Source organism: Acidobacteriota bacterium (assembly GCA_021161905.1).
GTDB lineage: Bacteria > Acidobacteriota > B3-B38 > Guanabaribacteriales > JAGGZT01 > JAGGZT01.
Genome location: JAGGZT010000011.1, coordinates 1 through 25,674, shown reverse-complemented (window position 1 = coordinate 25,674; position 25,674 = coordinate 1). Strand labels below are relative to the sequence as shown.

Here is a 25,674-nt window from a genome sequence, read left to right as displayed (position 1 = left end):
GCCTACTAATATAATTATTAAAGAGAGGAATGATGATGCTTAAACGTCCCTTCTTGTTTCCCTTAATCGTGGTCATCGTTTCTGCCTTCTTCGGTGGTGTAGCCGGGGGATATCTCCGTTTGGAGAAAGAGACTCCCTCCGTCATAACCAAACTCACTGAAACGATGAAGACGATCGAGAAGAACTATATGGAGGAAGTGCCCCCGGAAACCCTTATTAAATCTGCCATAACCGGTATGCTCAAAAAACTCGATCCCCATTGTTCTTATATGACTGCCAAGGAGTATAAGGCACTCGAGGAGCGATATCGCGGCGATTACGAGGGGATCGGCATCACCTTCGACATTATCGACGGGGTACTGACCGTCATCTCCACCATCGAAGGGGGTCCCTCAGCGAAGTTGGGGATAAGGGCAGGAGATCAGATCATCGAGGTCAACGGTAAATCGATTGTCCCCACCACCACTGAAGAGGTCTACCGCCTTCTTCGTGGTCCACGGGGCACCACGGTGACCGTTACCGTAAGAAGACCCGGATTGGAAAAACCTCTACATTTCACCATAGTTCGCGATCGGATACCAATTTACTCGGTAACCTACAAGTTTATGCTCGATGACCAAACGGGGTACATCAGGCTCAACCGCTTCTCCCAGACAACCCATAGCGAGCTCGGGGAGGCGCTCGATATGCTGGAGAAAGAAGGGATGAAGCGTCTAATATTTGACCTCCGGGGAAATACTGGAGGCTATCTCATCGAAGCGGTACAGGTGGCGGATAAATTCCTCTCTGGCGGGAAAAAGATCGTCTTCACCAAAGGGAGAACACCAGACTCCAACGAAGAGTTTTACTCCACTGATCGTGATACCCATCCAATGTATCCCCTAATTGTCCTCATAAACCACGGTAGTGCCTCCGCCTCCGAGATCGTAGCCGGGGCGCTACAGGATTGGGACCGGGGTCTTATCATAGGGGAGAGAAGCTTTGGCAAAGGGCTTGTTCAATCGCAGTTCCGCTTCTCTGATGGCTCAGCCCTATTCCTCACCACAGCCAAATACTACACCCCAAGCGGTCGGCTCATTCAACGGAATTATAAGAATAATGAGTACTACTTCCTCGAGGGATTTGGGGAAGTAAATCCCAATCCCAACGAGGAGAAGGAGAGGAAGAAAGAGGTTTATCTAACCGCAGGGGGGAGAAAGGTATATGGTGGTGGTGGAATAACACCCGACATCGTGGTTAAAAGCGATTATTTCAGTAACACCGTGGCTAAGCTCCGCCAGCGGAATCTCTTCTTCGCCTATGGTTCTCGCTATGCTGCCCGCCACAAAGAGCTCGCTCGTGATTTCTCTACCTTCCTTAAAGAATTTCAGGTATCGGACAAGGTGGTAGCTGATTTCAAACATTTCCTAAAAAGGGAGAAGATAAACATCAACGAGGCGGAGTTCAACAGGGACATCCGCTATGTCAAGCTATTCTTGAAATCGGAGATAGCCGCCAATCTATTCGACGAAACCGCCTCCTACCGGGTGCTCATCACCGCAGACAATCAGCTGAAGGAGGCGCTGAAACACTTCTCCGAAGCGGAAGCTCTTCTCTCTCTGAAAAAGGGGAAACCAAAACCCTACTTTCCCTCTCCTGCAGTTTCCTTGGTGCAAGAAAGAGATTAAAACCTCAAGCCTAACTTGGGGAGAAATATGAGAGAGGAAGATATCCTCGAGACAAAATTTAAACTCAGGGATCTCGAGCGAGAGAAGGATTTCCTCGCTGCTGAGGTAAAAAGACTTCGGGAGGAGAATGAGCGGTTCCGCCATATCCTCGAGATGACCAAACGAGAGATCGCCCTCCTTCGGGAGGAAGTAGGCAAGTTGAAAGCCCCTCCCCTTCCCTATGGCACCTTCATCGGTCTCTCCCCTGATCCAGAGCTGGTTCAAATAGCGGTGGATGGAAAGATCTACGAGGTCAAAATAGCAAACGAGAAGATAAAGCGGGAGGACCTAAAACCAGGGCAGAAGGTTCTCCTAAACCCAGCTTTTAACATCGTTGATCTTCGGGATGACTTCGCTGTAGGCGAGGTGGCGAAGGTGGTGAACCTGCTTGATGAGGACCGGGTTATCATCCGTTCCCGGGATACTGAAGAGCGGGTGGTGAAACTCTCCTCATCGCTTCTTGCCAAAAAACCCCGTATCGGGGACAATGTCCGGTTTGATCCAAAGACAGAGCTCATCTTCGAGGTACTCCCCAAATCAGAGGTGGAGGAGGTGGTACTCGAGGAGATACCGGAGGTAACCTACGAGGATATCGGGGGACTCGCCCCCCAGATAGAGCAACTGAAGGATGCGGTGGAGCTACCCTATATCTACGGTCATCTCTACTCCCAATTTAAGCTCAAACCACCTAAGGGCATCCTCCTTTACGGACCTCCTGGCTGTGGGAAGACGATGTTGGCAAAGGCGGTAGCCAACTCTTTATCCCGGAGGATCCGTCGCTTCCTTGAGGAGAATAAAGAAGCAATACTGATCTACAAAGAATTAAAGAAGGGAAAGAAGGGGCGGGACATCCTGATGCGGTTTGAAAACCTTTGTTCCCAGATCTACGATTACCGGGCGATCTACAAGAACCCACCTGAAGGAGACACCGAGGCGCTCTATCAGAAGCTCGACGAATCCGGCATCCTGGAGAGATTCATAAGGCGGATGGCGGCAAGAAAGGGAAAGAAAAGCGAGCTTGTCTGGGATATAACCGATTGGTATAACCTCCTTATTGAGCTCAAGGAGAAAGGATTCGGCGCCTGTCTCGATCGGGTGAGGATTGGAGAGATGCTGGAGCGTAAGCGGAAGGAATATCTCCTCTCCCGGAAGGAGATGAGCGACGAGGATTATGCCATTCATTGGCTCGAGGAGTATCTGCGGACAAACAAAATAGACCTCAACAACCTCGATGAAGAGCTCAAGAAAACCGAGGAGAAACTTGGCACCGGGATAAAGAGTTACTTCCTCAACATAAAAGGTCCGGAGCTCTTGAACAAATATGTGGGGGAAACGGAGTACCGCATCCGCGAGGTCTTTCAGCGGGCAAAGGAGAGGGCATCTTACGGACTTCCGGTCATCGTCTTCTTCGACGAGATGGAGTCGCTATTCCGCATTCGGGGTTCCGGCATCTCTTCGGATATCGAATCCACCATCGTGCCCCAGTTCTTGGCGGAGATAGATGGTGTGGAAAGCATTGAGAATGTAATCGTAATCGGAGCAAGCAATAGACAGGATTTAATAGACCCCGCGGTCCTCAGAGTGGGGAGGCTCGATGTCAAGATAAGGATCGATCGGCCAGACAAAGAGGCAGCAAAAGAGATTTTTGGAAAGTATCTTACTCCTGATCTCCCCTTTGCTTCCGAGGAACTCGCTCACTTCGGCGGAGATCCAGAAAAGCTGGTCTCCCATCTAATCGATGTCGCAGTGGAGGAGATGTATTCGACGAAGAAGGAGAAACAATTTCTCAGGGTTACCTACCAGAACAAGGAGCAGGAGATCCTCTATTTCAAGGATTTTTCCTCCGGGGCGATGATCGAAGCAATCGTCTCCCGGGCAAAAACATACGCCCTGAAGCGACTAATTCAGACAGGGAAGAAGGGCATAAGGAAAGAGGATATCCTCCAAGCGATTCGGGATGAATATAAGGAGAACGAAGACCTTCCCAATACCACCAATCCCGACGATTGGACCAAGATCGCGGGTAGAAAGGGAGAGCGGATAATTGCGGTAGAAAGCTTACTTCCGGGCAGGCTAAGGAAAGAGCAAAAGGAGGTAGAGGAGATAAGGGTGGATAGCCGTTACCTCTAAGGGAAGCAATGAGCATACCAAAGGTTATGGGAATAGAACAGGAATACGCCGTTACCACTCCGGGGACGAATCTTGACCTTATCCGCGCCTCTTACCTGATCGTTAACTCCTTCGATCGGGTGGCTGAGGTGGGTTGGGATTACAAGGCGGAAACCCCATTCCTCGACGCCCGAGGGTTTACCTCTGAGGGGGAAACGGTACGGGTCTCCCGGGCTGATAATCTGAAGATAAATAACCTTCTGGTGAATGGGGCGAGGTTCTATGTGGATCATGCCCATCCCGAGTTCTCCACCGCTGAGTGTTTGAAGATAAAGGATACGGTCGCCTTCGATCGGGCTGGGGAAAGGATTATCACTTTAGCAGCGAAACGAGCAATGGAACGGCTTGAGCCGGGAACGAAGATAGAGATCTACAAGAACAATTCGGATAGAAAGGGCAATAGTTATGGTTCTCATGAAAATTACCTTATCTCGAAAGAAGCATATCACCGAATCTTTCCCCCCTCATCCTCACCGCCGGTTTATCTGTTGAAATATCTTCTCCCCTTCTTCATCAGCCGGCAGATATTCACCGGAGCAGGAAAGGTAGGGGCGGAAAACGGGGTAGGTTCGGTTAAGTATCAGATATCTCAACGGGCTGATTTCTTCGAAACCATCCTTGGTGCCCATACCACCACCAAACGTCCCCTGATAAACACGCGAGACGAACCCCATGCTGACAGAGAGAGGTTCCGCCGTCTCCATGTGATAATCGGCGACGCCAATATGAGCGAATACACCAACTTTCTGAAACTGGGTACTACCGCCATTATCCTGAAAATGGTGGAGGATGATGCTCTCTCTGAGGACCTTGAGCTTGCGGAACCAGTTAAAGCCAACCTCGCCATCTCCCACCACCCTGATCTCAAGCTTAAACTTTCTCTCGCTGATGGGAGGAAGCTAACCCCCCTCGAGATACAACAGGTATACTACGAACAGGCGCGGGATTACATAAAGGGAAAGGGGAAAGCCACCCTTGAAGAACGGGAGGTGGTTGCTGAATGGGGCAAGGTGCTCAAAAAATTGGCTGACGATCCCTTAGCTCTCCGTTCGGAGATAGACTGGGTGATAAAGTTATGGCTCCTCGACCGTTACCGAGGAAGGAAGGGGATAAGTTGGGAGGACCCCCGGCTGAGAAAGATGGACCTTTTATACCACCTCATCGATGAGAAACGGGGGCTCTATTTCCTCCTCGAGCAGGAAGGTGAGGTGAGACGGGTGGTAAGAGAAGAGAGGATAAATCACTTCCTCTCCCATTCCCCAGAGGACACCCGGGCTTATTTCCGAGGGGAGTGTTTCCGCCGTTTTCCCTCAGACATCGTGGAGGCGAATTGGGACAGCCTTACCTTCGACCTCGGCGGGGAGAAGCTAATAAAGGTTCCTCTTCCCGATCCTACCAAAGGGACGAGAGCCGAGGTAGGAGATATTTTTAAAAAGGTAAAAACAGCGAAGGAACTTCTTTCAAAGATATCGGCTTAAGGTGAAAAATGGGATCAAAAGAGAAACAACCGGAAAAAAGAAAAAGCAAAGAGAAAGAAGAAAAAGGGGGTCCGACCCCAAAGGAAGAGGTAATAAAACGGGGCGAGGAAATAGAGAAGAGGCTTAAGAAACTCGATGAGATAATAGACGATGTTCTATCTGAGGCGGAGGAGAATCCGGAGGAGGAGGCACAGAGGTTTGTTGACAGCTTTAAGCAGGAAGGAGGAGAGTAACGATGCTTTTCCATCGATATACGGGACCGAGCTTCACCGCTCTTCTCAAAACTCATTATCCTGAGCTCATCCCCTCATTCAATAAGCTCGAGGTTCCAAAAGAAGTAGTCCGTTCAACCACCATCGCTGCCCTCTGCTATCAGGGTGGAGTGTTGATCGCTGGCGACCGCAGGGCGACCATCGATGGTCATCTGGTAGTGAGCGAGGATGTGGTCAAGGTATTCAAGACCGATGATTATTCCGCCTTGGCGATAGCGGGGACATTTGGTCCCAGCATAAAGATGGCAAAGCTGTTCAAAACAGAGCTCGAACACTACGAGAAGATGGAAGGAATCCCTCTCACCTTGGAGGGAAAGGCGAACAAACTCTCTCAGCTCATCGAGCAGAATTTTCCGGCAGCGGTAATGGGACTTCCAGTAATGCCGATATTCGTGGGATATGACCTCAAGGAAAAGAGGGGGAAGATATTCGAATACGACATAACCGGTGGAACATTTACCCGATCCAAGCAGGAGCCCTATGCCGCTTCCGGCTCCGGCGGAGAAAGGGCGAAGAGCACCTTCGAACACTTCTTCCGGGATGGTATGAACCGGGATGAAGCGGTTGAGCTGATGGTGAAGGCGTTATCCTTTGCCGCTAAGAGGGATGCTGCCACCTCAGGAAAACTCTTCTTGATAAAGGATGTTTCGGAAAGGGGGGTCTCCGACATCCCAGGATACGGAGAAGAGAAATGATGGAGTTTAGCCAATTCGTCTCTCCAAAGGAGCTTTTGAAGATAAAACGGGACATCGTGGAGGAAGCGCTTGCCCGGGCAAACCCCATCGTCGCCCTGGAATTCAAAAAAGGTATTCTCCTCCTTGCCGAAAATCCGAGTAGCACCCTGAACAAGATCGCTGAGATCTACGATCGGATAGCCTTCGCTGGCACTGGGGTTTATAACGATTACGAGAAACTGCGAAGGGCGGGGGTGCAATATGCCGATCTCAAGGGGTTTGCCTACTCGAGAAAGGATGTTAAGGCAAAAGCACTTGCTTCGGAATTCTCCACTACCCTTGGCGAGATCTTCAGCTCTCGTCTCTTTCCCCTCGAGGTAGAGATTCTCCTTGTTGAGCTTGGGGAGGAGGACGAGGAGAACCACATCTACTATATCCCAGCAAGCGGAGGACTTATTGAGGAAAAGGGGTTTGCGGTAATTGGGGATATTTTCCGCCATCCGGAGACAGAGGAGCTAAAGAAAAATGTAATCCGACAATTCCTCGCCAAGGAGTTCCCTAAGGGAAAACTACTTCCCTTTAAGGAGGCACTACGGCTCGCTCATCGTGCCCTTGCTTCCGCACCGAGAAGTATCCCCCTCTCCCCTAACCACCTCGAGCTTGCCATACTTGATGGCACCCTCAATCGGGAGCGGAAGCTCCACCGCTTTTCCCGTGAGGAGATAAAGAATCTGCTTTCCTCATAAGGTCCAGTAAATGATCAACCGTATATTTGGACTGGAAACCGAATACGCTATCATTCATTATCCCGAAAAGAGGGGACAGCACAGCCTTCTCACCGGCACCGAGATGTTTGAGCTGTTAAACGAGGAGATGGACAAGTTGGGCTATATCCGCCTTTACGAGGAGAAGTTCTACCCTGAGGTAAGGGGGGATTACGGAAGCTTCATCCCTGAGAGAAGACGGTATGCGGTTAAGAAAAACCGGATGTTCTTGAGTAATGGAGGGCGGTTCTATCTCGACACCGGTGATCACCCCGAATTCGCCACTCCAGAGTGTCTTACCCCGCTCGAGGTGGTGATATACGATAAGGCGGGAGAGAGGATGCTTGAGGAGCTCGCCCGCTCCGCTGAAAAGGAGCTCTCAAGTAAACCAACCCGGGGAAAGATAATGGTATTCAAGAATAATGTCGACATCAGAGGGAACACCTTCGGTTGCCATGAGAACTATCTCGTCGCTCGTCGGGGAGGGAACTTGAATGAGAGCTCCTTTTTTAAGCTTATCATAAGACGGCTCATCCCCTTTTTGATAAGCCGGACGATAATAACCGGAGCGGGCAAAATCTTCACACCCGAGGGCTTCTACTTCCAGCTCTCTCAGCGAGCGGACTTCATTGATTCCGAGCTTTCCTCTGACACCACTTTCCGTCGAGGGATAATAAATTCTCGGGACGAACCCCTTTCCTCAGTGGAACGGTTCCGGCGTCTTCACATACTCCTCGGCGATTCCAATATGAGCGAACTCGCCACCTATCTCAAATTGGGCACCACGGGCCTTGTCCTTCAGGCAATCGAGGGAGGAGCGCTGAACGAGCACTTCGATCTCGACGATCCCATCCAAGCCCTACGAGAAATATCTCGTGATCCCTCCCTGAAGACGAAGGTAAGATTGGAGAATGGGCGGTTTATAACCGCTCTTGAGCTCCAATGGTGGTATTTAAAAGCGGTAAAGGACTATTTCGCCCGAAACGATGTCAACATCTTACCTTACCAAAAAGAGGTTCTGGAAAGGTGGGAGGAGGTGCTGTCAAAACTTGAGACAAAGCCAGAGGCTATGGTAGGAGAGATAGACTGGATCACCAAAAAGTGGCTCCTGGAACGCTACTTAAAAAGGGAGGGGATTACCCTCTCTGAGCTAAACCGGTGGCAATACTTCATTAGAAAAATGAAGAGCTGGGGGCTCGAAGGAGCACTCTTTTATCACCGTAATAAGGACCCCCGGCGGTTTGATTTAGATGGCTTTCTTCGCTCCCGATTGAGGCAGGGAGACTACCTCGCCTTGAAACGACATGCTAAATATGCCCAGCTCGCTCTTTCCGAATATTTTAAGGTAAACCGAAGCTATCATGGATTAATCGAGCGAGATCTGAAGTTTCACCTCATCGACCGGGAACGGGGACTTTTCTACCTCCTTCGGGAGAAAGGAGTGGGGAATTCCTTCCCAGGACTGGGGGAAAAGATAAAGGAAGCCCTCTCCTCTCCCCCTAAAGATACCAGGGCTCACATCCGAGGAGAATTTATCACCCTTTTGGTAAAAAAGGGATTGAGGGGAGCGGTTAACTGGGATAGCCTAACCCTTTATCATAAGGAACCAAGGAAGGTTCCTCTCTTAAATCCATTCTCCCAAACAAGCTTTCAAGCGCGTAAAGCCTTCCCTGAATTGTACGAAGAAGACTAATACTCCTTCGCCTGAACCACGACTTCCATCGGCTGAGAGAAAAGGCGATACTTTATCTGAGCAGCAAAAACAAGTCGGAGGAGAACCTCCCTCGCCGAGGTAGGACCTATGACCAATATCTCGAAACCGAAAGGACGGTTAGTCTCGGTGGCGTATTTGGGAACCGGGGTTAGGATAGGAAAGTTGGAGCTCCGATTATAGGCTATGGTATACCTAAGCCTGGCTGTGACCTTCTCCTCGGACAGGATGCGGATGAATGGCTTTGCCTCACTATATCCTATGTGATGGCTGGTTTCCTTGGTTAAACTACTTCCATTATTCCTATAGAACATATCATTAACTGAAGAAGCAGCTGTATCAACAACATAATGCACGCCAGCAGCATTAAGGGCGGAAAGAACGCCATCTCTATCTCTATCCGGAGGATCATTGGGAATCTTCATTATCTGGTCATAGCTGGCATAAAAGTTACTCTCGAACCTCACCAGGTCCAGGTATTTGGGAAGGTTAGCTATTCGGAGATCACCCGCGTTCTTCTCGGTGAGGTAGTAATAGATGAACTTGTAGAGATCGATGTAGTATTTATTGTTGTAGACGAAAGGAGGGTAATCCTCGAGGAAGAAAAGGGAATTACCCACGCTTCCCGTGGGAACAGTGGAGAAAGAGGTCTTGCTTCCCTCTATCACAGGAAGACGAGTACCGGAGGCACGAGGGTAGGCAGAGGGAAGAGTCACTCGGTTCAGGAGGGCGTTTCCAAATGTATCGTTCTCATATATCCGCTTCGATTGAGCGACCTCTGACTTCATCATATTTATCGCCCGCTGTCCGTAGGAGGAGAGTATAGTATGGGCTTCGAGTTGGGTGTTGGCATTCATCGTACCGGTGACCAAGGAGTAGAAGAGAAGGGTAATGACGCTCATAATGGTAATAGCAACCAGCATCTCAATAAGGGTAACCCCGCGCTCGCTTCTTCTTTCCATATCCATCACCTATTTATGTAAACCGGGACCTGATGATAGGAGTAGTGGAGGTTGAAGTTTCTCCGATAAGCCTCTATCCGAATGATATAAGTACCTTCGGGGAAACTTGAGCCAGGAGTTGACCAGTAATAGGGAGAGGAGGTAACGATATGGGCATTATCCAGGGAACCATCGCTAAGGGTGGGGAGATATCCTATATGTTGGTTTACCGTCCCATCCTGGATGAACCGCCAAGTAGCACCGCCATCGTCGGAATACATCAACACATAGAGTAAAGGTTGATTTTCGGTGAAACTACCGGAATAGGCTGAGGTGTACTTCTCTCCATCCCACCGTTTCCACTCCACCGTCCATTCTATCTGAATGGTGGATGGGTTATTGAGCTCATCGGATGAGGAAGGCTTGGTGATAACCACTCGAGGTAACTGAACTATCCGATTCGTTGGAGAAAGACCGGCAAGGAAAAATCCGTGAAGGATAGAGATTACTCCATATCGAGCAATGAGGGCAGTTCCTTCATCACCAGAAGGGGAGAGCCCGTTGATCACGAAGTAGGCACTCCTCGAGGTATCGTTCAGATCATCCATCCGAAATAAAGCACTACCCCGGTGACCCGATGAGTGGAGGTAAAAGGTATTAAGGAGGGTATTCCTTCCTCTCAATGCCGGGTAAGGTTGAACATTCCACTCTGGCGGGGTATTACCCCCCAGATCGAGGTCAAATGGTCGCCAACAGCTTATAGTGGCTGGCAAGGGGAAGTTGTAGGAATTGGACATCTCCTGACCATCGGAGGTGATGGTGGCATTGGTGTTGGTTCGATAGAGATGGTTGAACGGCTGACTGCCCCCCGATGCAGTGGCGTTGAAGAAGGAAGCACATCCCCTGGTGGAGGTTCTTCTCAGAGGATCCCAGTCAACGATCTTTTCGTCGGGATAATGGTTTCTCAAACCAAATCGGTATATATTGAGATCGCTCCTCGCCTCCCTAACGAAGTTCCTCACCCCACCAGTAGTAGGCAAATTACCCCAATTCTTCCAGGTCTTGTTGTACATCAAGTCCGGATAAAGCTCTCCTATCCAATAGAGCCCCACCCAAAGATTATCCGTCTCCTTCACCCATTTGGAACCACCTCTACCGCTGGTTATCGACTGCTCCCACATATCACCACCAGATCCGGTGAATGGCTCGGTGGAAACAGGGATACTGTTCGGGAAATCGTTCGCTGAGTCATAACCGATCTCATTCCCTATCCCCATATAGTAGAAGGAATAACCGGTCATAGAGGTAAATACCGAACGACTCCCTAAAAGCCCTGCCCGCCAGATCATAAAGAGACGAGGGACATCGATAGCCATAGGACTGCTTGAATTCCATCCCTCATAGCGGTGAGCATAACCAGGATACTCATTGGGTAAGTCATCATCAGGATCTCTTACCTCACTATCCCAGAACCAATTATAGCCATCCCCTAATGGATTATTAGTCGCACTGTAATCCGCCTCCTGATCCACATAGGGATGATGCCTCGGGTCCCCAATAAACTGATAGCGTTCACTCACTGGAGGAAGCATCCCAATCCAGGTATAGGTGCGGGAAAGATTTGCTGGCTGGTTCCTGGTGGGGAAGAGTGTGCCATATTGAAGGTCCTGCCAGTCGGTACTTGGGTTGCCATCACCTATCCGCGTCTCAATGGTGAGATATCCTTGCTCCGGAAGGCTATCGGAGTTATCGTCTATCTCGACTATCCAACGGGCGGTGTTCTTGGGTTTATTCCTTCCCCCAACCGCGGTCAGGTTGCGGTAGTTACGGGTGGTTGAGGTATTATCTAACACTGGAGAGGGGATATACTCTAATCCATAAAGTACGGTATTTCTATAAGACCTATTACCCGAAGATTCCCAGTAAAGTCCCTGCTGACCGCTTGAATCATAGCGACACTTCAACGGGGTATTATACAGGGTAATGAGGCATCCGTGTTCCGTCTGAGGGGTATTGGGATTGTCCCAATCGGTTTGGATGGTATAATACATATCCTCAGGACCACCAGAGGTAGGAGCAAGTTCAGGACCAGCCCACCTTTCCTCTGGCTCGTTGGTGAAGTCAGGAAGATGGTTCACCGTATCACTCCCGTCGGAATCTATTCCTCCCCTAATCCGATAGACCTTAACATCGCTCGCTTTTATGATGTACATATTACCTGCAGAGTCATAAGATTCCGGAATGAATATCTTTATCTCCCGCACCATATCATGTCCTGCCCTAGGCTCATAGGTGGTGCCCACATATCGGTTGTAATACCGGTATGGCTCTGAAAGGAAGGCGTACACCCTCAGCTTCACCGGATCGGTACTCTTATACATTATCTGTTCCGGGTGGGTCACCACCCTTATCCCCTGGAGCACCTCCGGATCCTTAGCGGGATCGGAATAATTCCTCACTGGAGGAGCGGGAAGGAGCTCACCATGAAGATTGACGAACAGGGCGTTGGCGAACTTAGCTGGGTTCTCATTCATCTCATCGAGAAGAAGACGAAGGGTAGGCGTCCTTTCGTCCTCAGTCCCCGCTTGAACCCGATTATTGAACAGATTGAGCTCGTCATAATAACGCATCGCGTGGTTATACTGATCGGCAACCGCAAAGGGGTAGGGGTTATAAGTGGGAGACGAGGGGTTGCCGTCGTAATCGTTAACGATGGTGCCGTCGATATTCACCCTCGCCTTAAACCGAGCAGCAACATAGTAATGGGTGGAACCGATATTGGAGTGGGTACTAGGATCGGGCATCCTCCCGGGATAGAAATAGACCCAAGGTATCGGTGCTCGAGAATCGTTGGTCTCATTCACATAGGGGAGATACTCCTTGTCCCGGCCGTAGGCGAGCTCAGTGACCCAATGGGTGCGAAACTGAAGTCCCGGGTTCCTCATCTCGAGCTCCTCGATCGCCGTCTCCACCAATGGCTGGATGGTCACCATCTTCACCCACCAGCCAGGGACATTACTCAATGCGATGAGGTAGATGTCAAACACCTGAGAGGGAGGATAATTATCCGCTACTGTCTGAATCACGGAACTGACCTCGGCGAGGACCTGATGGGTGGGATCGTTCTCCGTAGCTCGATAGATCCTCACCGTAACATAACGGATATCCTTGTTGTTCGGAGCGTTAGGGATGCGACGAACCGTGATCCTCCTTCTAAACTTCCAGTATCCTCCAAGATCGACATTTCCACTCTGTCTATCCGCCGGGTCAGTAACCCCCTCTTTGGTAGTGAGGATGGGGTTGGTCTGAACACCATCATCGAAACTATCGAGCACCTGCGTTCCCTCCTCACCTCGCTGAGCATAAGCCCGAAGCTCATTGATTATCTGGAGCGCCTTCTCGGTAGCAAAGGTCCGATCCTCCGTGTCCTGGGAGGTAGTAAACGCGGTACTTATATAGACCGCGGTGGAGAGCATAATGAAGGAGAAGATGGCCATCGCCACCAAGGTCTCCGCCAAGGTGATCCCCTTCTCCTTTTTCATCCTTTCCATCTCTCCTCCTTCATAATTTAAGGTTTACCTTTGCTTGGGATATATAAACCAGCGAGAGGTATCATGGGTATGAAGTCGATAGGGAGCCCGGGTCATCCGGTACTGACCGATCTTCTGCTGAACCACACTCAGAATGTCGCCGTCGTAATCGATCTCTGCCACCTCCCCGCTACCGTGAACCTGGGTATTATTCCCCATCACCACTACCGTCCCACTGAGATAAGCGGTATCCCCAATATTCAAATTGCCGGTAACCACCACTACTCCCGACCACTTAGAAAGGGAGTTTTGGGTCAGGGTGAGATTACCGTCAACTATGAGGATCCCTCCACCATAGAGCCGGTTGGTACGGGAGAAAGAGGCATTCCCTTCAATGTAAACGATGGCTAAATCAGGAAGCTCGGAGGGAAGATCGCTCACACTGGTCACATAGATATCAGCCATAGCTTTGAGCTGATCCTTACTTACTCCAAAAATCTGCGTAAAGGTGAGGGGTATGGTCGACGACTGCTGTTGCGGAGACCCCGATACCGTACCACCACCAGATGTAGTAAGGTTACCGCTACAACCCGCGCTTCCGTGCCACACGATCCCCGGCTCACCCGTTGCCTGGATCCTACCCTTATTACTCACCGAAATATGTTGATTACAGCTCATATGGATGGCACCGGCACTTAATGTCAACCCCAACCGCTGGAATTCGGTCGCCATAATCACCGAGGCAACTATCCGGTTCGGCGATTCGTAAAACGGTTTACTTGGATCGATTAAAACATATACATATCCTACGCTCTCCATCCTCCAAACATTACCGGTACCAGCGAATGTACTTCCCAACCTTTTATCGGAGATATCTTCGCAAAAGCTGAGGACATTCTTATCCCACCAATTATATTTACTCACCGAAGCATAGGGAGTAGCAGCATTCGCCTTCCTTACCTCATACCGGCCCCAGAGGTTGTTTACGGAACCTATCTGGAAGGAACGAACAATCCCTATTGAAGGATCATCGGTATCGTTTATAATATCAAGTGGATTGGAGAAGTCTCGTTGAGGGTTGAAATTGGTAACCGGTTGGGTGGTCTGTCTCCTGAGCCAGGAATGGGCTTCGATCAAACCAGCTCTTGCCACATTCTCCGCCATCGCCCGATAATGGAGTTGTCGTCTAATGATATCCCTCGATCCTCCAATAATGGAAAACCCGATTCCGATAAGCACTGAGATGACGAAGAAGGCAAAGATGGCGAGCATAAGGGCGGTTCCTCGCTCAGAAGAACGACCCCTTCTCTTCACCCTCATAATAGTACTCCTCGATTTTGAACTTAATTTTACATTTTGACAATTTTATTATATCCCATTGTTATCTCAATGTCAAGGAAAAGGGAAGATGAGGAAGAAAAGGGGAAAGATCACCAAAGGAAGGGTTAAAACCACCATAAGCCCGGTATCCTCAGGAATATTGACCGCTATAATCCTTCTCCCTCTCATCCTCCCTTCACCGATCCACCATACCCTCCCCTGCCCCTATCTAAAAGCAAAGATCGACGGTAGACCTTCCGAGTGGCTAAGCTTCATCCCGTTACCAATAAGGGGAACAAATCAAGTAGTGCGAGGGAGTTGGAAGGGAGAGAAGGATACCTCCGCCCTTCTCTTTTTAGGTTGGAACGAGGATGCTCTCCTTCTTCTCCTCAAGCTCACCGATGATGATTTCCCCCGGGTCAAAGAAGGAGGAAACCTCTGGGAGGGGGACTCTCTCCTCTTCGAGATCACCCTTCCCACCTTCGAGGATAAAAGGTTCTTCTTCATCTTCGGGTTGAGGGGAGGAAAACCCCTTATGGAGAAGATAGAAGAGCGCGGAAGAAACTTCTTCAGGCTAAAGCCAAAGGGAGTAAAGGTGGAAATCAAGCAAAAGGATAATGGAGGGATATACGAATGCGCCATCCCTTGGAAAGAGATATCCCCTGAGGGAACCCTCCCTCCGTCATTCTCGGCAAATATAGTAATAAACGACCTCGATCGAAAAGCACCCCTCCACTCCTTATCGCTTGCCCCCAAACCCTCACCATTGGAGACCGCCTCTTCCCTCATCACCTTTAAACTGGAGGAGAAAAAGAAAAAAAAGAGGAAACCCTTCCCCTTACCGAAGACGATCTACCGCGCTGAGGTCAACCTGGTACTCCTCACCGTTTCGGTAACCGATAGGGAAAACCGGTACATCATCGATCTAAAGAAGAACGACTTCATAGTATACGACAATGGGAAACCTCAGGAGATCGCCCTCTTCGAGAAGACCTCTCGTCCGATAACCGTCGCCATCCTCATCGACGGAAGCAGTAGTATGCTCGAGGCTATGGAGGAGGTGAAAAAAGCAGCTTGCTCCTTTATCGATGAAGCGATCCGGGATGAGGATCAGCTATTCGCCATCAAGTTCGCCTCCGAGATAAAGGAGCTCACTGACATCACCAACGACAAAGAAGAAGTGAAAGAAGCGATAAGAAAAATAAAAGCCTACGGCGGAACCGCCCTCTACGATGCCATCTATCACGCCATCTCTCGTCTCCGCTTCCTTACCGAAAGAAAGGCGATCATCGTTCTTTCCGATGGGAGGGATGAGGCATTCCTCGGAGGAGGACCGGGAAGTATCCATACCTTGGAGGAGGTTATCCATCTGGCGCGAATAAGTGATGTCGTCATCTACCCCATCCGCCTGGGTCGTCCTGATTTCCTCTCCGAAAGGGTAATGGAAAGGCTGGCGGACGAGACTGGAGGAAGATATTACTCCCCTCGCTTAGCCCGAGACCTTGCTGGCGTCTACTCTCGGATCGGTGAGGAATTACGCAGTCAGTACCTTATCGGCTATTACCCCAAGGAGACTCTGGGATTAAAAAGATGGCATGAGGTGAAGGTGGAATTAAAAAAAGGAGGGCTAAAGGCACGGACAAGACGGGGTTATCTCCTTGAAAAATAAGAAAATTATCCTCCTTAATGCCGCTTTTTTTCAATAAAACTTGACAATTATAATTGTCAGGTTTAGTATAAAATGTTATGTCAGCATTAGTGGGCGATGAGGAGGCGGTATACCCTATAGGGATAGCAGCGAGATTGCTCGCTGTGCATCCGCAAACCCTGAGGCTTTATGAGGCAGCGGGGCTTATCTTCCCCGCAAGGCGAGGGAGGCGAAGATATTATTCCAACAACGACCTCAAGTGGATCCGTTGTCTCAGGGAGATCATTCATCAGCAGAAGATATCCATTCCTGCGCTCAGGATGCTCCTCGCCTCCTATCCCTGCTATGAGATAAAGGGATGCCCTCCAGAGGTAAGGAATTCCTGTTCCGCTTATCTCAACCGGGGCGTCCCTTGCTTCGAGATAGTCCGCTCCTTCTGTGCCAAGAGGTTTGAACTCTGTACCCAGTGCAGAGTTTACCAGGAGTATCAACGGAGCGTCTTTGAAAGGGGGAGGAGAAACCTTTATAGGAGAAGGAGGGGGTCATTGAGAGATCAGGAGGATGGAGGAAGTAAATGAGTGGGGTAATAACCAAGGTAACCATTGAGTCCCTTAAGATCACCGGTTTGGTCTTCGGGATGATGGTGGCGGTTGACCTGCTTAATGTCATCACCAAAGGAAAGCTCTCCCAATTGATCAAAGGGGGGAGATGGCGTCAATATCTCATCTCCTCCCTGCTTGGGGCAACACCGGGCTGTCTCGGAACCTTTGCCACCATCTCCCTCTATGTACACGGCCTCATCTCCTTTGGCGCTTTGGTGGGGGTGATGATCGCCACCTCAGGGGACGAGGCATTTGTGATGCTCGCTATGTTCCCCAAGAAAGCGCTTCTTCTCTTCGGGATACTCTTCCTCTTAGGAGTAGTCTTTGCCTTCATCGCCGATAAGCTTGCGGATAGGATCGGGTTTATCCCCTGTACTGAGTGTGACCTTCAGCAGTTCCATCCCCATGAAGCCTCGGGAGGACACTACCTAAGGGAACATATAGTGAAACACATCGTGGGAAAGCATCTATGGCGGGTCTTCCTTTGGACCTTTGGTGCCCTTCTCATAATCGAGCTTGGTCTTAATCACTGGAATATCCAAGGATATCTCTCAACTCATACCATTCATATGCTCTTCATCGCCGCCCTTGTAGGTATCATCCCGGAATCGGGACCTCATCTCATATTCGTCACTATGTACGCTAAAGGGCTCATCCCCTTTTCCATCCTTCTCACCAGCTCCATCGTCCAGGATGGACACGGTATACTTCCCCTTCTCTCCTATACGGTACGGGATGCCGCAATGGTGAAACTATTCAACCTTGGAATAGGGATAGGTATCGGTTTGATCCTTCTCGCTATTGGATGGTAGCAATGGAGCGAAGCGAACGGGCAGCACTTTTATCAACCGCGTTCAATCTGGCGCTGGTAGGCGCCAAGGGGGGGCTTTCTATCCTTTCGGGAAGCCTTGCCCTTCTTGCCGATGCCATCCACTCCTTCGCCGATGTTATCTCCGCTTTCGCCCTCTTCATCGGGCTGAAGTTGGCAAAGAGGAAGACGCGTAGCTTTCCTTATGGGCTTTACAAATTGGAGAACCTCATCGCCCTTGCTACCTCATTCCTCATCTTCACCGCTGGCTATGAGATCCTGAAGGGAGCTCTTTCCCGTAATAAAGTGGCACTTCTGCGCCATCTTCATATAACCCTGCCTGGCTTCATCGCCATTATGGGGGCTATGTTTCTCTTCTCCCGTTATCAAAGGAAGGTGGCAGAGGAAACCGGTTCCCCAGCCATCGCTGCCGATTCCGCTCATATAAAGGCAGATTTTCTAAGCTCAACCGCCATCCTGATAAGTCTAATCACCAATCTCTTTGGTATAAATATCGACCGATTCGCCGCCATCATTGTGGTCCTTTTCATAGGAAAGGCGGCACTCGAGATATTTATAGGCTCGATGCGGGTCCTTCTCGATGCCTCGATAGATTTCGAGACAATGGACAGGATAAAAGAGTTGATCTCCTCCTATCCTCTGGTCGCTGAGGTCCGCGCTCTCTCCGGGAGGAGTTCCGGGAGATACAAATTCATCGAGGCAGAACTAATTATGCGTACGGATGAGCTTTCCAAAGCGCATCGGGCAGCCGAGGAGATAGAAACGCTGATAAAACGGGAAATCCCCCTGGTCGATCACATCGTCATCCACCCTGAGCCGATGAGAAAGGAGAAGCTGATCTACGCCATCCCTCTCGCCGACAAGCGGGGAACGATATCCGAGCATTACGGGGAAGCCCCCCTTTTCGCCCTAATCGAGGTGAAAACGAAGGACTTCTCAGTAGAGGGAATAAGGATAATTGAAAACCCCTACCTCAACCTTGAGCGGGGCAAAGGGATAAAGGTAAGCGAGTGGCTGGTTGGGGAGGGAGTGGATAAGGTTCGGCTAAAAGAGGCTTTTCACGGAGGGGGACCAACCTATGTTTTCTCCGATGCCGGGGTGGAGGTGAAGTTTACGAAGGCAACTAACATCAAGGAGTTTTTAAAGGAGGAAGGGCTATCTAACGAGAAAGGGGTGATGCTACTTGGCTAACTGTGCCTTATGTAGGGATAAGGATTGCGCACAGGGTAAGAACTGTTTTGGGGTAGAAGTCCCCGAATACGAGTATCCGGAAGTGGCGAAGATGATGCGGGCAGCAGCAAAAACCGAGGTCAGCGGTTACCGCATTTGGCCCCGGATAAAGGAACTCGCCTTCTTCGCAAAGGAGATGGGCTATAGGAGACTGGGAGTCGCTTTCTGCATTGGGCTCGCGGATGAGGCAGAGCGTATTGTCCGCTATCTATCCCGCTACTTCGAGGTCCACTCGGTGGTCTGTAAGAACTGCGGGATAGAGAAAGAACGCTTCGGGCTACCGGAGCTCCCCGGCGGTTCTGAAGCGATGTGTAATCCCATTGGGCAGGCGAAGGTGTTGGCGAGGGAGAAAACGGAGCTGAACATAATTGTGGGGCTCTGTGTAGGGCACGATGTTCTTTTCACCAAATACTCTGAAGCTCCGGTTACCACTCTGATCGTCAAGGATCGCGTCCTCGCCCACAACCCAGCAGCTGCCCTTTTCTCCCATTATCACTGGGATAAATTGATGGAGGAAGAAGACCTCCCTCAAGGGAAAGGAGGAGAAAATGGCTAAGGTGGGAATAATCATCTGCGATCGATATCGTCTCTGTTCCGGAGCAAAGTGCTTCCGCTCGGCGAGGGAAAGGGTGGGAGGGTTCTCCCGGTACGAAGGAGAGGAACTGGAAATAGTTGCCTTTGGTACCTGTGGCGGTTGTCCTGGAGCGAACATAGAGGACCTTCCCGAAGCGATGAAAAAAGCGGGTGCTGAAGCGATCCACCTCGCCACCGGATTCGTGGTGGGCTATCCGCCCTGTCCTTATCTCGAGGATTTTATAAAACTCATCGAGGAGAAATCCGGACTTCCAGTAGTGGTGGGCACCCACCCTGTGCCCGAGAAATATTATCGTATTCATCAGAAATTTAACTATTGGGAAAAATTCGGCTGGGAAGAGATGATGAAACCGCTCCTTCCGAAAAAGGAGATAAGGGAGAGCTACGACTAAAGGAGAAACGATGAACGAAGAAAGGGAAAAAGGACGCCCCATCGCCAAGGACGAAGCGCTCAAGGAGAATATGAGCCGAATAAGACATAAACTGATTGTGATAAGCGGTAAAGGAGGGGTGGGAAAAAGCACGGTAGCGGTCAACTTGGCTTACGATCTTTCCTCCCGGGGTTATAAGGTGGGACTTCTCGATATAGACATCCATGGTCCCTCGATCGCCAAGATGCTCGGCATCGAAGGGCGAAAGCTCCTCGGTAGCCCAATGGGTGGGATAGACCCGATAGAGGTTGAGGGGATCGAGGTGGTAACGATGGGGGTGCTCATCGATAACCCGGATACCCCGGTTATCTGGCGTGGTCCTTTGAAGTACAACGCCATTCGTCAGTTCCTCGCCGACATCAACTGGGGTGAGCTCGATTTTCTGGTAATCGATTCTCCCCCGGGCACCGGCGATGAACCGCTAACCATCTGCCAGTTGATCCCCGAAGCCTCGGGAACGATCGTGGTCACCACCCCGCAGGAGGTGGCGTTGCTCGATTCGAGGAAGGCGGTTCGTTTCTCTCAGACGCTCAAGGTGCCGGTCATCGGTATCATCGAGAATATGAGCGGGCTCACCTGCCCTCATTGCGGAAAGGAGATAAACCTATTCAAGACCGGTGGTGGAGAGAAGGCTGCTTCTGAGCTCGGAATCCCCTTCCTCGGTCGGATACCGATAGAACCAGAGGTGGTTGAGGCAAGCGATGAGGGAAAGCCGTTTCTTGCCTCGAAAAAGAAGGGCAAGGCAGCGGAGAAGCTCCGGGAGGTGGTGGACAACATCCTGAAGGAACTAAAGGAGGAAAAGGGATGAAGAAAATAGCGGTAGCGATCTCCTCAGATGAAGGGTTAGAGAGCCCTGTTTCCCTCCATTTTGGTCGCTGTCCTTATTATCTTTTGGCTGAGGTTGAGGGAGAAGATATAGCGAAAAGCAGTATAATCAGAAACCCCTTCTATCACGCTCATGCCCCGGGAGTGGTTCCTCAGTTTATAAAGGAACAAGGGGCAGAGGTGATCATAGCGGGCGGTATGGGAGGAAGAGCGATCGATATCTTCCTTTCGCTCGGCATTGAACCGGTTACTGGTGCCTCGGGAAGAGCAGTTGATGCCATATCGCTCTATCTCAAAGGAGGGCTAAAGGGTGCTTCTGGCTGTAGAGACGGACGATGAAGAGGGGCATCACCATCATCATTAACAGCATTGTAGAAAAAGGGAGGTGAGGGTCGATGCCTTGGTTTTTCCGTTTCTATCTCCCTTATCCTCCTCTTCCTTACCCCTATTACGGGAGGAGGATGATTCCTCCTCCCCTTTATCCTCCGCCCGGTTTCTTTCCCGGTCGAGGAAGGGGGAGAGGAAGGGGAAGATGGTGTTGGTGGCTCCCCTGGTGGTGAGCCGTCGTAGTTAAAACCTTGAAGACGAGGAAAACTTAAGGAGGTGTGCAATGCCGTTTGGAGATGGAACTGGACCTTGGGGGCTTGGTCCTATGACCGGACGGGCTGCCGGCTATTGTGCCGGTTATCCCTATCCCGGTTATATGAATCCGGTTCCCGGCTTTGGTCGTGGCTTTTTCGGCTGGGGAAGGGGGCGTGGTCATCGCTGGTGGTATTATCTCACTGGCCTTCCCGGTTGGGCTCGGGCGGGTTGGTTTTATCCGAGGTATCCCTATCCCCCTTCCTATCCAGCAGCTCCCTACTATCCTCCGATGAGCTCCGAGGATGAGCTCGAACTATTGAAGGAGCAGGCTGAGTTCCTCAAGCGGGAGATGGAGGCAGTGGAAAAGAGGATGGAGGAGCTATCGCGGGAAGGGGGGAAGTAGGTTCCGGTACGGCGGGGGGAAATCCCCCCGCCATCCCCCCTTTATCAACCAAAAGCGAGGTGAATTATGCGGATAGCGATAACAGCAAGCGGTCCCTCCCTTGATGCTCCGCTCGACCCGAGGTTCGGGCGGGCAGCCTATTTCATCATCGTAGACCCAGAGACCCTGGAGTTCGAGGCGATGGAAAATCCGAATATTTCCGCAGGAGGCGGTGCCGGCATCCAATCGGCACAGCTCATCGCGGAAAAGGGAGCGACTATCTTGATCACTGGTAACTGCGGTCCCAACGCCTTCAGGACCCTGGAGGCTGCAGGCATAAAGGTAATAATAGGCGCTTCGGGAACCGTGCGTCAGGTGGTGGAAAGGTTCCGCCGAGGAGAGCTTTCCCCTACCGCCAATCCCAATGTGGCGGGCCACTTCGGTATGGGCGGTGGCGGGTTCGGTATGGGGCGCGGAATGGGAATGGGAAGAGGTATGGGGCGAGGTATAGGAATGAATCAACCGTTTCCTCCACCTCCACCTCAAGGATTAAGCCCCGAGGAGGAGTTAAGGGCGTTAAGGGAACAGCTCGACATCCTCAGGGAACAGCTCAACTTCATTACCAAAAGGATCGACGAGTTGACCAAGGGGAGAAAGTAGAATGCTCCCCTCGGTAGATAAGACGAAGTGTGTAGGCTGCGGCAACTGTCTTCGGGTCTGCCCGGCGAGGGCGATCAAGCTAAAGGAGGGGAAGGCGGAGGTCGACCCTTCGCTCTGTCAAGGTTGTCTCCTCTGTCTCGCCCACTGTCCTACTGGAGCGATAGAGGCTCGCGAAGCCAAAAAGAGGACCGCTCCTCCTATCTCTTATCGGGAGGGGAAAGGCGAGACCTACGAGCTTTCATGGGAACTCAATGAGATCCGGATGAGACTGGAAGGGATTAAGAGAAGGCTTGCCCTCCTTTCCCAAAGGAGAAGGTGATATGGGAAAGAATGTATTTGGACCTGTTCCCTCGCGGAGGCTGGGGCTCTCCCTCGGAGTGGACATCATCCCTTATAAGACCTGTAGTTACAATTGTATTTACTGTCAGCTTAAAGAAACGACCGATCAGCGGATAGAACGAGCCTCTTTCTTCCCGGTTGACAAGATACTCTCCGAGGTAAAGGAAGCGATAGCAAAAAACGAGCGGATCGACTACATCACCTTCTCCGGTTCCGGGGAGCCGACCCTTAACTCCGATATCGGGAGGCTGATCGCCGGGACAAAGGAGATGACCGACATCAAGGTGGCGGTTTTGACCAATGGCTCTCTCCTTTATCGTCCTGATGTGCGACGCGACCTTATGAAAGCCGATTTGGTGAAACCATCCCTCGATGCAGCAAGCGAAAAGGCATTTCGCAAGATAAATAGACCTCACCCTGCTCTCGATCTCGCTAAGATCATCGAAGGCTTAAGGAAATTCAGCGAGGAGTTTACCGGAGAGCTCTATCTCGAGATAATGCTCGTCTCCGGAATAAACGACGATGATACCGAAATAGAGGCATTAACCAAGGCGATAAAGGGGATGAAGCTGACCAAGGTTCAGTTAAACACCGTGGTCCGCCCACCCTGTGAGGAGGAGGCAAAGCCCCTTTCTGAGGAACGGCTCTCCGAGATAAAGAGAAAACTGGAACAGGAAACCTCCCTTCCCATAGAGCTCATCCCTGAATTCTCGCGGAAGGAAAACATCGCCTACCACGAGGATATAGAGGAGGCGATAATAGAGCTTTTAACTAGAAGACCCTGTGGGATCATCGAGATGTCCTATTCCTTAGGTATCCATCTCAACGAGGTGGTAAAATATATCGAGGTGCTCGAACGGGAGGGAAGGATAAAGAGACGAACAACCCCTTCGGGGAAGGAGTTCTACGAGATAGCCTAACGATGAAGACCTATTCCGACTGCATCCCCTGCTTGGCAAAGCAAGCGATCCGGCTCTCACGGATGGTGGGACTTACCACATCGAAGGAGGAACAGGTGCTCCGGGAGGTCCTCACCACCCTCTCCCGAACCCCTTACCACTATCCTCCACCCTACTTAGGAAGGGAGGTCTACCGGACGATAAAAAGGGTGAGCGGGATATACGATCCCTATGAGGGGAAAAAGAGGCTGATAAACGAAAGGATCGCCCATCTTCTTCCGAGGATTAAACTGGAAATAGAAGAAGGAGATGATCCCTTCAACACCGCCCTCCGCTTTGCCATCGCAGGAAACGCCATCGATTTTGGAACGGAGCGGAAGATCGACTTCGAAAAGGAGCTCAAAGAGGCAGGAGAAAAACCATTTGTTCGGGACGAGAGCAAGGAGCTCAAAAAAGCGATAGAGAGGGCGAATACCATCCTCTACCTCGGGGATAATGCCGGCGAAACATTCCTCGACAAACTTTTTATCTCCCAGTTCCCGGCGGGGAAAAAGGTCTATTACGGGGTACGAGGAGCACCGATAATAAACGATGCTACTAAAAAGGATGCCGAGGTAGCGGGAATATCCGAGGTGGCGGAGATAGTGGAAAACGGCTCCGATGCCCCGGGCACCATTCTTGATGACTGCTCAGTCGAGTTCAGGGATCTCTTTGACACCGTCGATATCGTAATCGCCAAAGGACAGGGTAACTACGAAACCCTATCCGAGGTAAAGCGGGATAATGTCTTCTTTCTCCTTATGGTTAAGTGCCCGGTGATAGCGAACGATATCGGCTGTCCCCTCGGGGGGATGGTGGTGGCGAAGAAGGGGTGATAAGGAAATGCCTATCTACGAATATCGTTGTCGTAACTGCGGCAAGATAAATGAGTTCCTCATCGGCGTCTCGGAGGAAAAACAAGACCTTCGCTGCCGTTTCTGCGGTGGGGAGGCTCTGGAAAGGGTGCTCTCCGCCCCGACCATCGGGAGGGGCGGAGAGAGAAGGATGCCCGGCAGAACCTGCTGTGGCAGGGAAGAACGATGCGAGACCCCTCCCTGCTCCTCCGGGACCTGCGAGCTAAAATAAAATTTTCGTAAAAGCGATCAACAAGAGGGAACGATCCCTTCAACTTAATAAAGGAGGAGAAAAATGCCACGAGGAGATGGAACAGGACCCCCTAAGGGAAGGGGAAGAGGAGCTGGAGCGGGAAGAGGCGGATTCCCCGGCGGAGGAAGGGGAAGAATGGGCGGTGGAGCAAGAGGGGGAGGTGGCTTCTGCGTTTGCCCTAAATGTGGAATCACCCTTCCTCACCAGCGAGGGGTCCCCTGCAACCAGATAAGATGTCCCACCTGCGGCGTCCCAATGACCCGAGGAGGTTAAAGCAGAAAAACATAGCAAACTTCAGAAGAAGAGAGGAGTTTTTCTGCCCTCATGGAGGGAAATGAAAGATGAACATCGTAATCGCAAGCGGTAAGGGGGGAACGGGGAAGACGCTCATCGCTACCTCTCTTGCCCTCTCCCTTGACGAGGAGAGTGAGTTCTTCGACTGCGATGTCGAAGAGCCGAACGCCGCTTTATTCCTCTCCCCCGAGTGGAAAGGAGAGGAAGAGGTAAACCTTCCCATTCCCAAGGTAGATGAAACCAAATGCACCCACTGTGGTATCTGTGCCAAGCTCTGCAACTACAACGCCATCGCCGTCTTCCCCAATAAGTTCCTTCTCTTCCCAGAGCTCTGCCATGGCTGCTCACTTTGTATCCTTGGCTGTCCGGAAAAGGCGTTAACTGAGGATAAACGCCCGATAGGAAAGATAAAAAAGGGCAGGCGAGATAAAATAACCTTCTACCAAGGGGAGCTTAATGTGGGGGAAGCGATGGCAACCCCGGTGATCTCCGCTCTCAAGAAAAAGATAACGGGCGATAAACTGGCAATACTCGATGCTCCACCAGGCACCGCCTGTCCGGTGATAGAGACGCTCTCCGGCGCAGATTACGCCATACTCGTCACCGAACCCACCCCCTTTGGCCTTCACGACCTGAAACTGGCGGTAG

27 protein-coding genes are annotated in these 25,674 nt (G+C 50.9%); 24 read left to right on the top strand and 3 right to left on the bottom strand.

The features are described from left to right. The first annotated feature begins 29 nt into the window (after window positions 1-29). The 7 genes from J7L64_01990 to J7L64_01960 are packed head-to-tail and all read left to right on the top strand — an operon-like array spanning window position 30 to window position 8,756. On the top strand, window positions 30-1,667 hold the full coding sequence (locus J7L64_01990) for a S41 family peptidase (GenBank protein MCD6451123.1): 1,638 nt from the start codon (window positions 30-32) through the stop codon (window positions 1,665-1,667). Window positions 1,668-1,694: 27 nt separating this feature from the next. Beyond that, window positions 1,695-3,836: an AAA family ATPase gene (locus tag J7L64_01985; GenBank protein ID MCD6451122.1), complete on the top strand. Its 2,142-nt coding sequence runs from the start codon at window positions 1,695-1,697 to the stop codon at window positions 3,834-3,836. Window positions 3,837-3,844: 8 nt separating this feature from the next. Beyond that, entirely contained in the window at window positions 3,845-5,353 is a 1,509-nt protein-coding gene (locus J7L64_01980; GenBank protein ID MCD6451121.1) for a proteasome accessory factor PafA2, read from the top strand. A gap of 8 nt (window positions 5,354-5,361) precedes the next feature. Then, window positions 5,362-5,586 (top strand): ubiquitin-like protein Pup, encoded by a 225-nt coding sequence (locus J7L64_01975; GenBank protein MCD6451120.1) that lies wholly within the window; start codon window positions 5,362-5,364, stop codon window positions 5,584-5,586. Window positions 5,587-5,588: 2 nt separating this feature from the next. Next, window positions 5,589-6,320 carry a proteasome subunit beta gene (prcB, locus tag J7L64_01970; GenBank protein MCD6451119.1) on the top strand — a complete coding sequence of 244 codons (732 nt, stop codon included), beginning with the start codon at window positions 5,589-5,591 and terminating at the stop codon, window positions 6,318-6,320. Then, window positions 6,317-7,045, top strand: coding sequence for a proteasome subunit alpha (gene prcA / locus J7L64_01965; GenBank protein ID MCD6451118.1), 729 nt, complete (start codon window positions 6,317-6,319; stop codon window positions 7,043-7,045). Before prcB ends, prcA begins: the two co-directional genes overlap by 4 nt. A 10-nt stretch (window positions 7,046-7,055) precedes the next feature. Then, window positions 7,056-8,756, top strand: coding sequence for a proteasome accessory factor PafA2 family protein (locus tag J7L64_01960; protein ID MCD6451117.1), 1,701 nt, complete (start codon window positions 7,056-7,058; stop codon window positions 8,754-8,756). Here the strand turns inward: J7L64_01960 and J7L64_01955 are convergent. The 3 genes from J7L64_01955 to J7L64_01945 are packed head-to-tail and all read right to left on the bottom strand — an operon-like array spanning window position 8,753 to window position 14,565. Beyond that, window positions 8,753-9,736 carry a prepilin-type N-terminal cleavage/methylation domain-containing protein gene (locus tag J7L64_01955; GenBank protein MCD6451116.1) on the bottom strand — a complete coding sequence of 328 codons (984 nt, stop codon included), beginning with the start codon at window positions 9,734-9,736 and terminating at the stop codon, window positions 8,753-8,755. The genes J7L64_01960 and J7L64_01955 overlap by 4 nt on opposite strands. 5 nt (window positions 9,737-9,741) lie before the next feature. Beyond that, a complete protein-coding gene (locus J7L64_01950) occupies window positions 9,742-13,266 on the bottom strand; it encodes a type II secretion system protein (GenBank protein MCD6451115.1) in 3,525 nt (1,174 codons plus the stop codon). A gap of 24 nt (window positions 13,267-13,290) precedes the next feature. Then, on the bottom strand, window positions 13,291-14,565 hold the full coding sequence (locus tag J7L64_01945) for a hypothetical protein (GenBank protein ID MCD6451114.1): 1,275 nt from the start codon (window positions 14,563-14,565) through the stop codon (window positions 13,291-13,293). An 88-nt stretch (window positions 14,566-14,653) separates the two neighbouring features. Between J7L64_01945 and J7L64_01940 the strand changes: the two genes are divergently transcribed. The 17 genes from J7L64_01940 to J7L64_01860 all read left to right on the top strand — a co-directional run. Beyond that, window positions 14,654-16,234 (top strand): VWA domain-containing protein, encoded by a 1,581-nt coding sequence (locus J7L64_01940; protein ID MCD6451113.1) that lies wholly within the window; start codon window positions 14,654-14,656, stop codon window positions 16,232-16,234. 89 nt (window positions 16,235-16,323) lie between these two features. Beyond that, the gene (locus J7L64_01935; protein ID MCD6451112.1) at window positions 16,324-16,791 is read left to right on the top strand and encodes a MerR family transcriptional regulator; all 468 of its coding nucleotides are present in this window, start codon (window positions 16,324-16,326) and stop codon (window positions 16,789-16,791) included. Next, window positions 16,788-17,627, top strand: a complete 840-nt coding sequence (locus J7L64_01930) for an arsenic efflux protein (GenBank protein ID MCD6451111.1) — start codon at window positions 16,788-16,790, stop codon at window positions 17,625-17,627. Before J7L64_01935 ends, J7L64_01930 begins: the two co-directional genes overlap by 4 nt. 2 nt (window positions 17,628-17,629) lie before the next feature. Beyond that, the gene (locus J7L64_01925; GenBank protein ID MCD6451110.1) at window positions 17,630-18,835 is read left to right on the top strand and encodes a cation diffusion facilitator family transporter; all 1,206 of its coding nucleotides are present in this window, start codon (window positions 17,630-17,632) and stop codon (window positions 18,833-18,835) included. Continuing rightward, on the top strand, window positions 18,828-19,430 hold the full coding sequence (locus J7L64_01920) for a DUF1847 domain-containing protein (GenBank protein ID MCD6451109.1): 603 nt from the start codon (window positions 18,828-18,830) through the stop codon (window positions 19,428-19,430). Before J7L64_01925 ends, J7L64_01920 begins: the two co-directional genes overlap by 8 nt. After that, window positions 19,423-19,860 (top strand): CGGC domain-containing protein, encoded by a 438-nt coding sequence (locus J7L64_01915; GenBank protein MCD6451108.1) that lies wholly within the window; start codon window positions 19,423-19,425, stop codon window positions 19,858-19,860. Before J7L64_01920 ends, J7L64_01915 begins: the two co-directional genes overlap by 8 nt. Window positions 19,861-19,870: 10 nt before the next feature. Beyond that, the gene (locus tag J7L64_01910; protein ID MCD6451107.1) at window positions 19,871-20,707 is read left to right on the top strand and encodes an Mrp/NBP35 family ATP-binding protein; all 837 of its coding nucleotides are present in this window, start codon (window positions 19,871-19,873) and stop codon (window positions 20,705-20,707) included. Continuing rightward, the gene (locus tag J7L64_01905) at window positions 20,704-21,063 is read left to right on the top strand and encodes a NifB/NifX family molybdenum-iron cluster-binding protein (protein MCD6451106.1); all 360 of its coding nucleotides are present in this window, start codon (window positions 20,704-20,706) and stop codon (window positions 21,061-21,063) included. The genes J7L64_01910 and J7L64_01905 overlap by 4 nt, the downstream gene beginning before the upstream one ends. A gap of 46 nt (window positions 21,064-21,109) precedes the next feature. Beyond that, window positions 21,110-21,298, top strand: coding sequence for a hypothetical protein (locus tag J7L64_01900; protein ID MCD6451105.1), 189 nt, complete (start codon window positions 21,110-21,112; stop codon window positions 21,296-21,298). 36 nt (window positions 21,299-21,334) lie between these two features. Then, a complete protein-coding gene (locus tag J7L64_01895) occupies window positions 21,335-21,709 on the top strand; it encodes a DUF5320 domain-containing protein (GenBank protein ID MCD6451104.1) in 375 nt (124 codons plus the stop codon). A gap of 66 nt (window positions 21,710-21,775) precedes the next feature. Further along, window positions 21,776-22,348 (top strand): NifB/NifX family molybdenum-iron cluster-binding protein, encoded by a 573-nt coding sequence (locus J7L64_01890; GenBank protein MCD6451103.1) that lies wholly within the window; start codon window positions 21,776-21,778, stop codon window positions 22,346-22,348. Window position 22,349: 1 nt separating this feature from the next. Continuing rightward, window positions 22,350-22,667, top strand: a complete 318-nt coding sequence (locus J7L64_01885; protein ID MCD6451102.1) for a 4Fe-4S binding protein — start codon at window positions 22,350-22,352, stop codon at window positions 22,665-22,667. Window position 22,668: 1 nt separating this feature from the next. After that, the gene (locus J7L64_01880) at window positions 22,669-23,607 is read left to right on the top strand and encodes a radical SAM protein (protein ID MCD6451101.1); all 939 of its coding nucleotides are present in this window, start codon (window positions 22,669-22,671) and stop codon (window positions 23,605-23,607) included. 2 nt (window positions 23,608-23,609) lie between these two features. Beyond that, window positions 23,610-24,461: a DUF89 family protein gene (locus J7L64_01875; GenBank protein MCD6451100.1), complete on the top strand. Its 852-nt coding sequence runs from the start codon at window positions 23,610-23,612 to the stop codon at window positions 24,459-24,461. A 7-nt stretch (window positions 24,462-24,468) separates the two neighbouring features. Next, window positions 24,469-24,711 (top strand): zinc ribbon domain-containing protein, encoded by a 243-nt coding sequence (locus tag J7L64_01870; GenBank protein ID MCD6451099.1) that lies wholly within the window; start codon window positions 24,469-24,471, stop codon window positions 24,709-24,711. Between the two features lie 76 nt (window positions 24,712-24,787). Beyond that, window positions 24,788-24,964 (top strand): hypothetical protein, encoded by a 177-nt coding sequence (locus tag J7L64_01865; protein MCD6451098.1) that lies wholly within the window; start codon window positions 24,788-24,790, stop codon window positions 24,962-24,964. A 109-nt stretch (window positions 24,965-25,073) separates the two neighbouring features. After that, a partial coding sequence (locus tag J7L64_01860) for an ATP-binding protein (GenBank protein ID MCD6451097.1) occupies window positions 25,074-25,674 on the top strand: 601 nt, incomplete at its 3' end.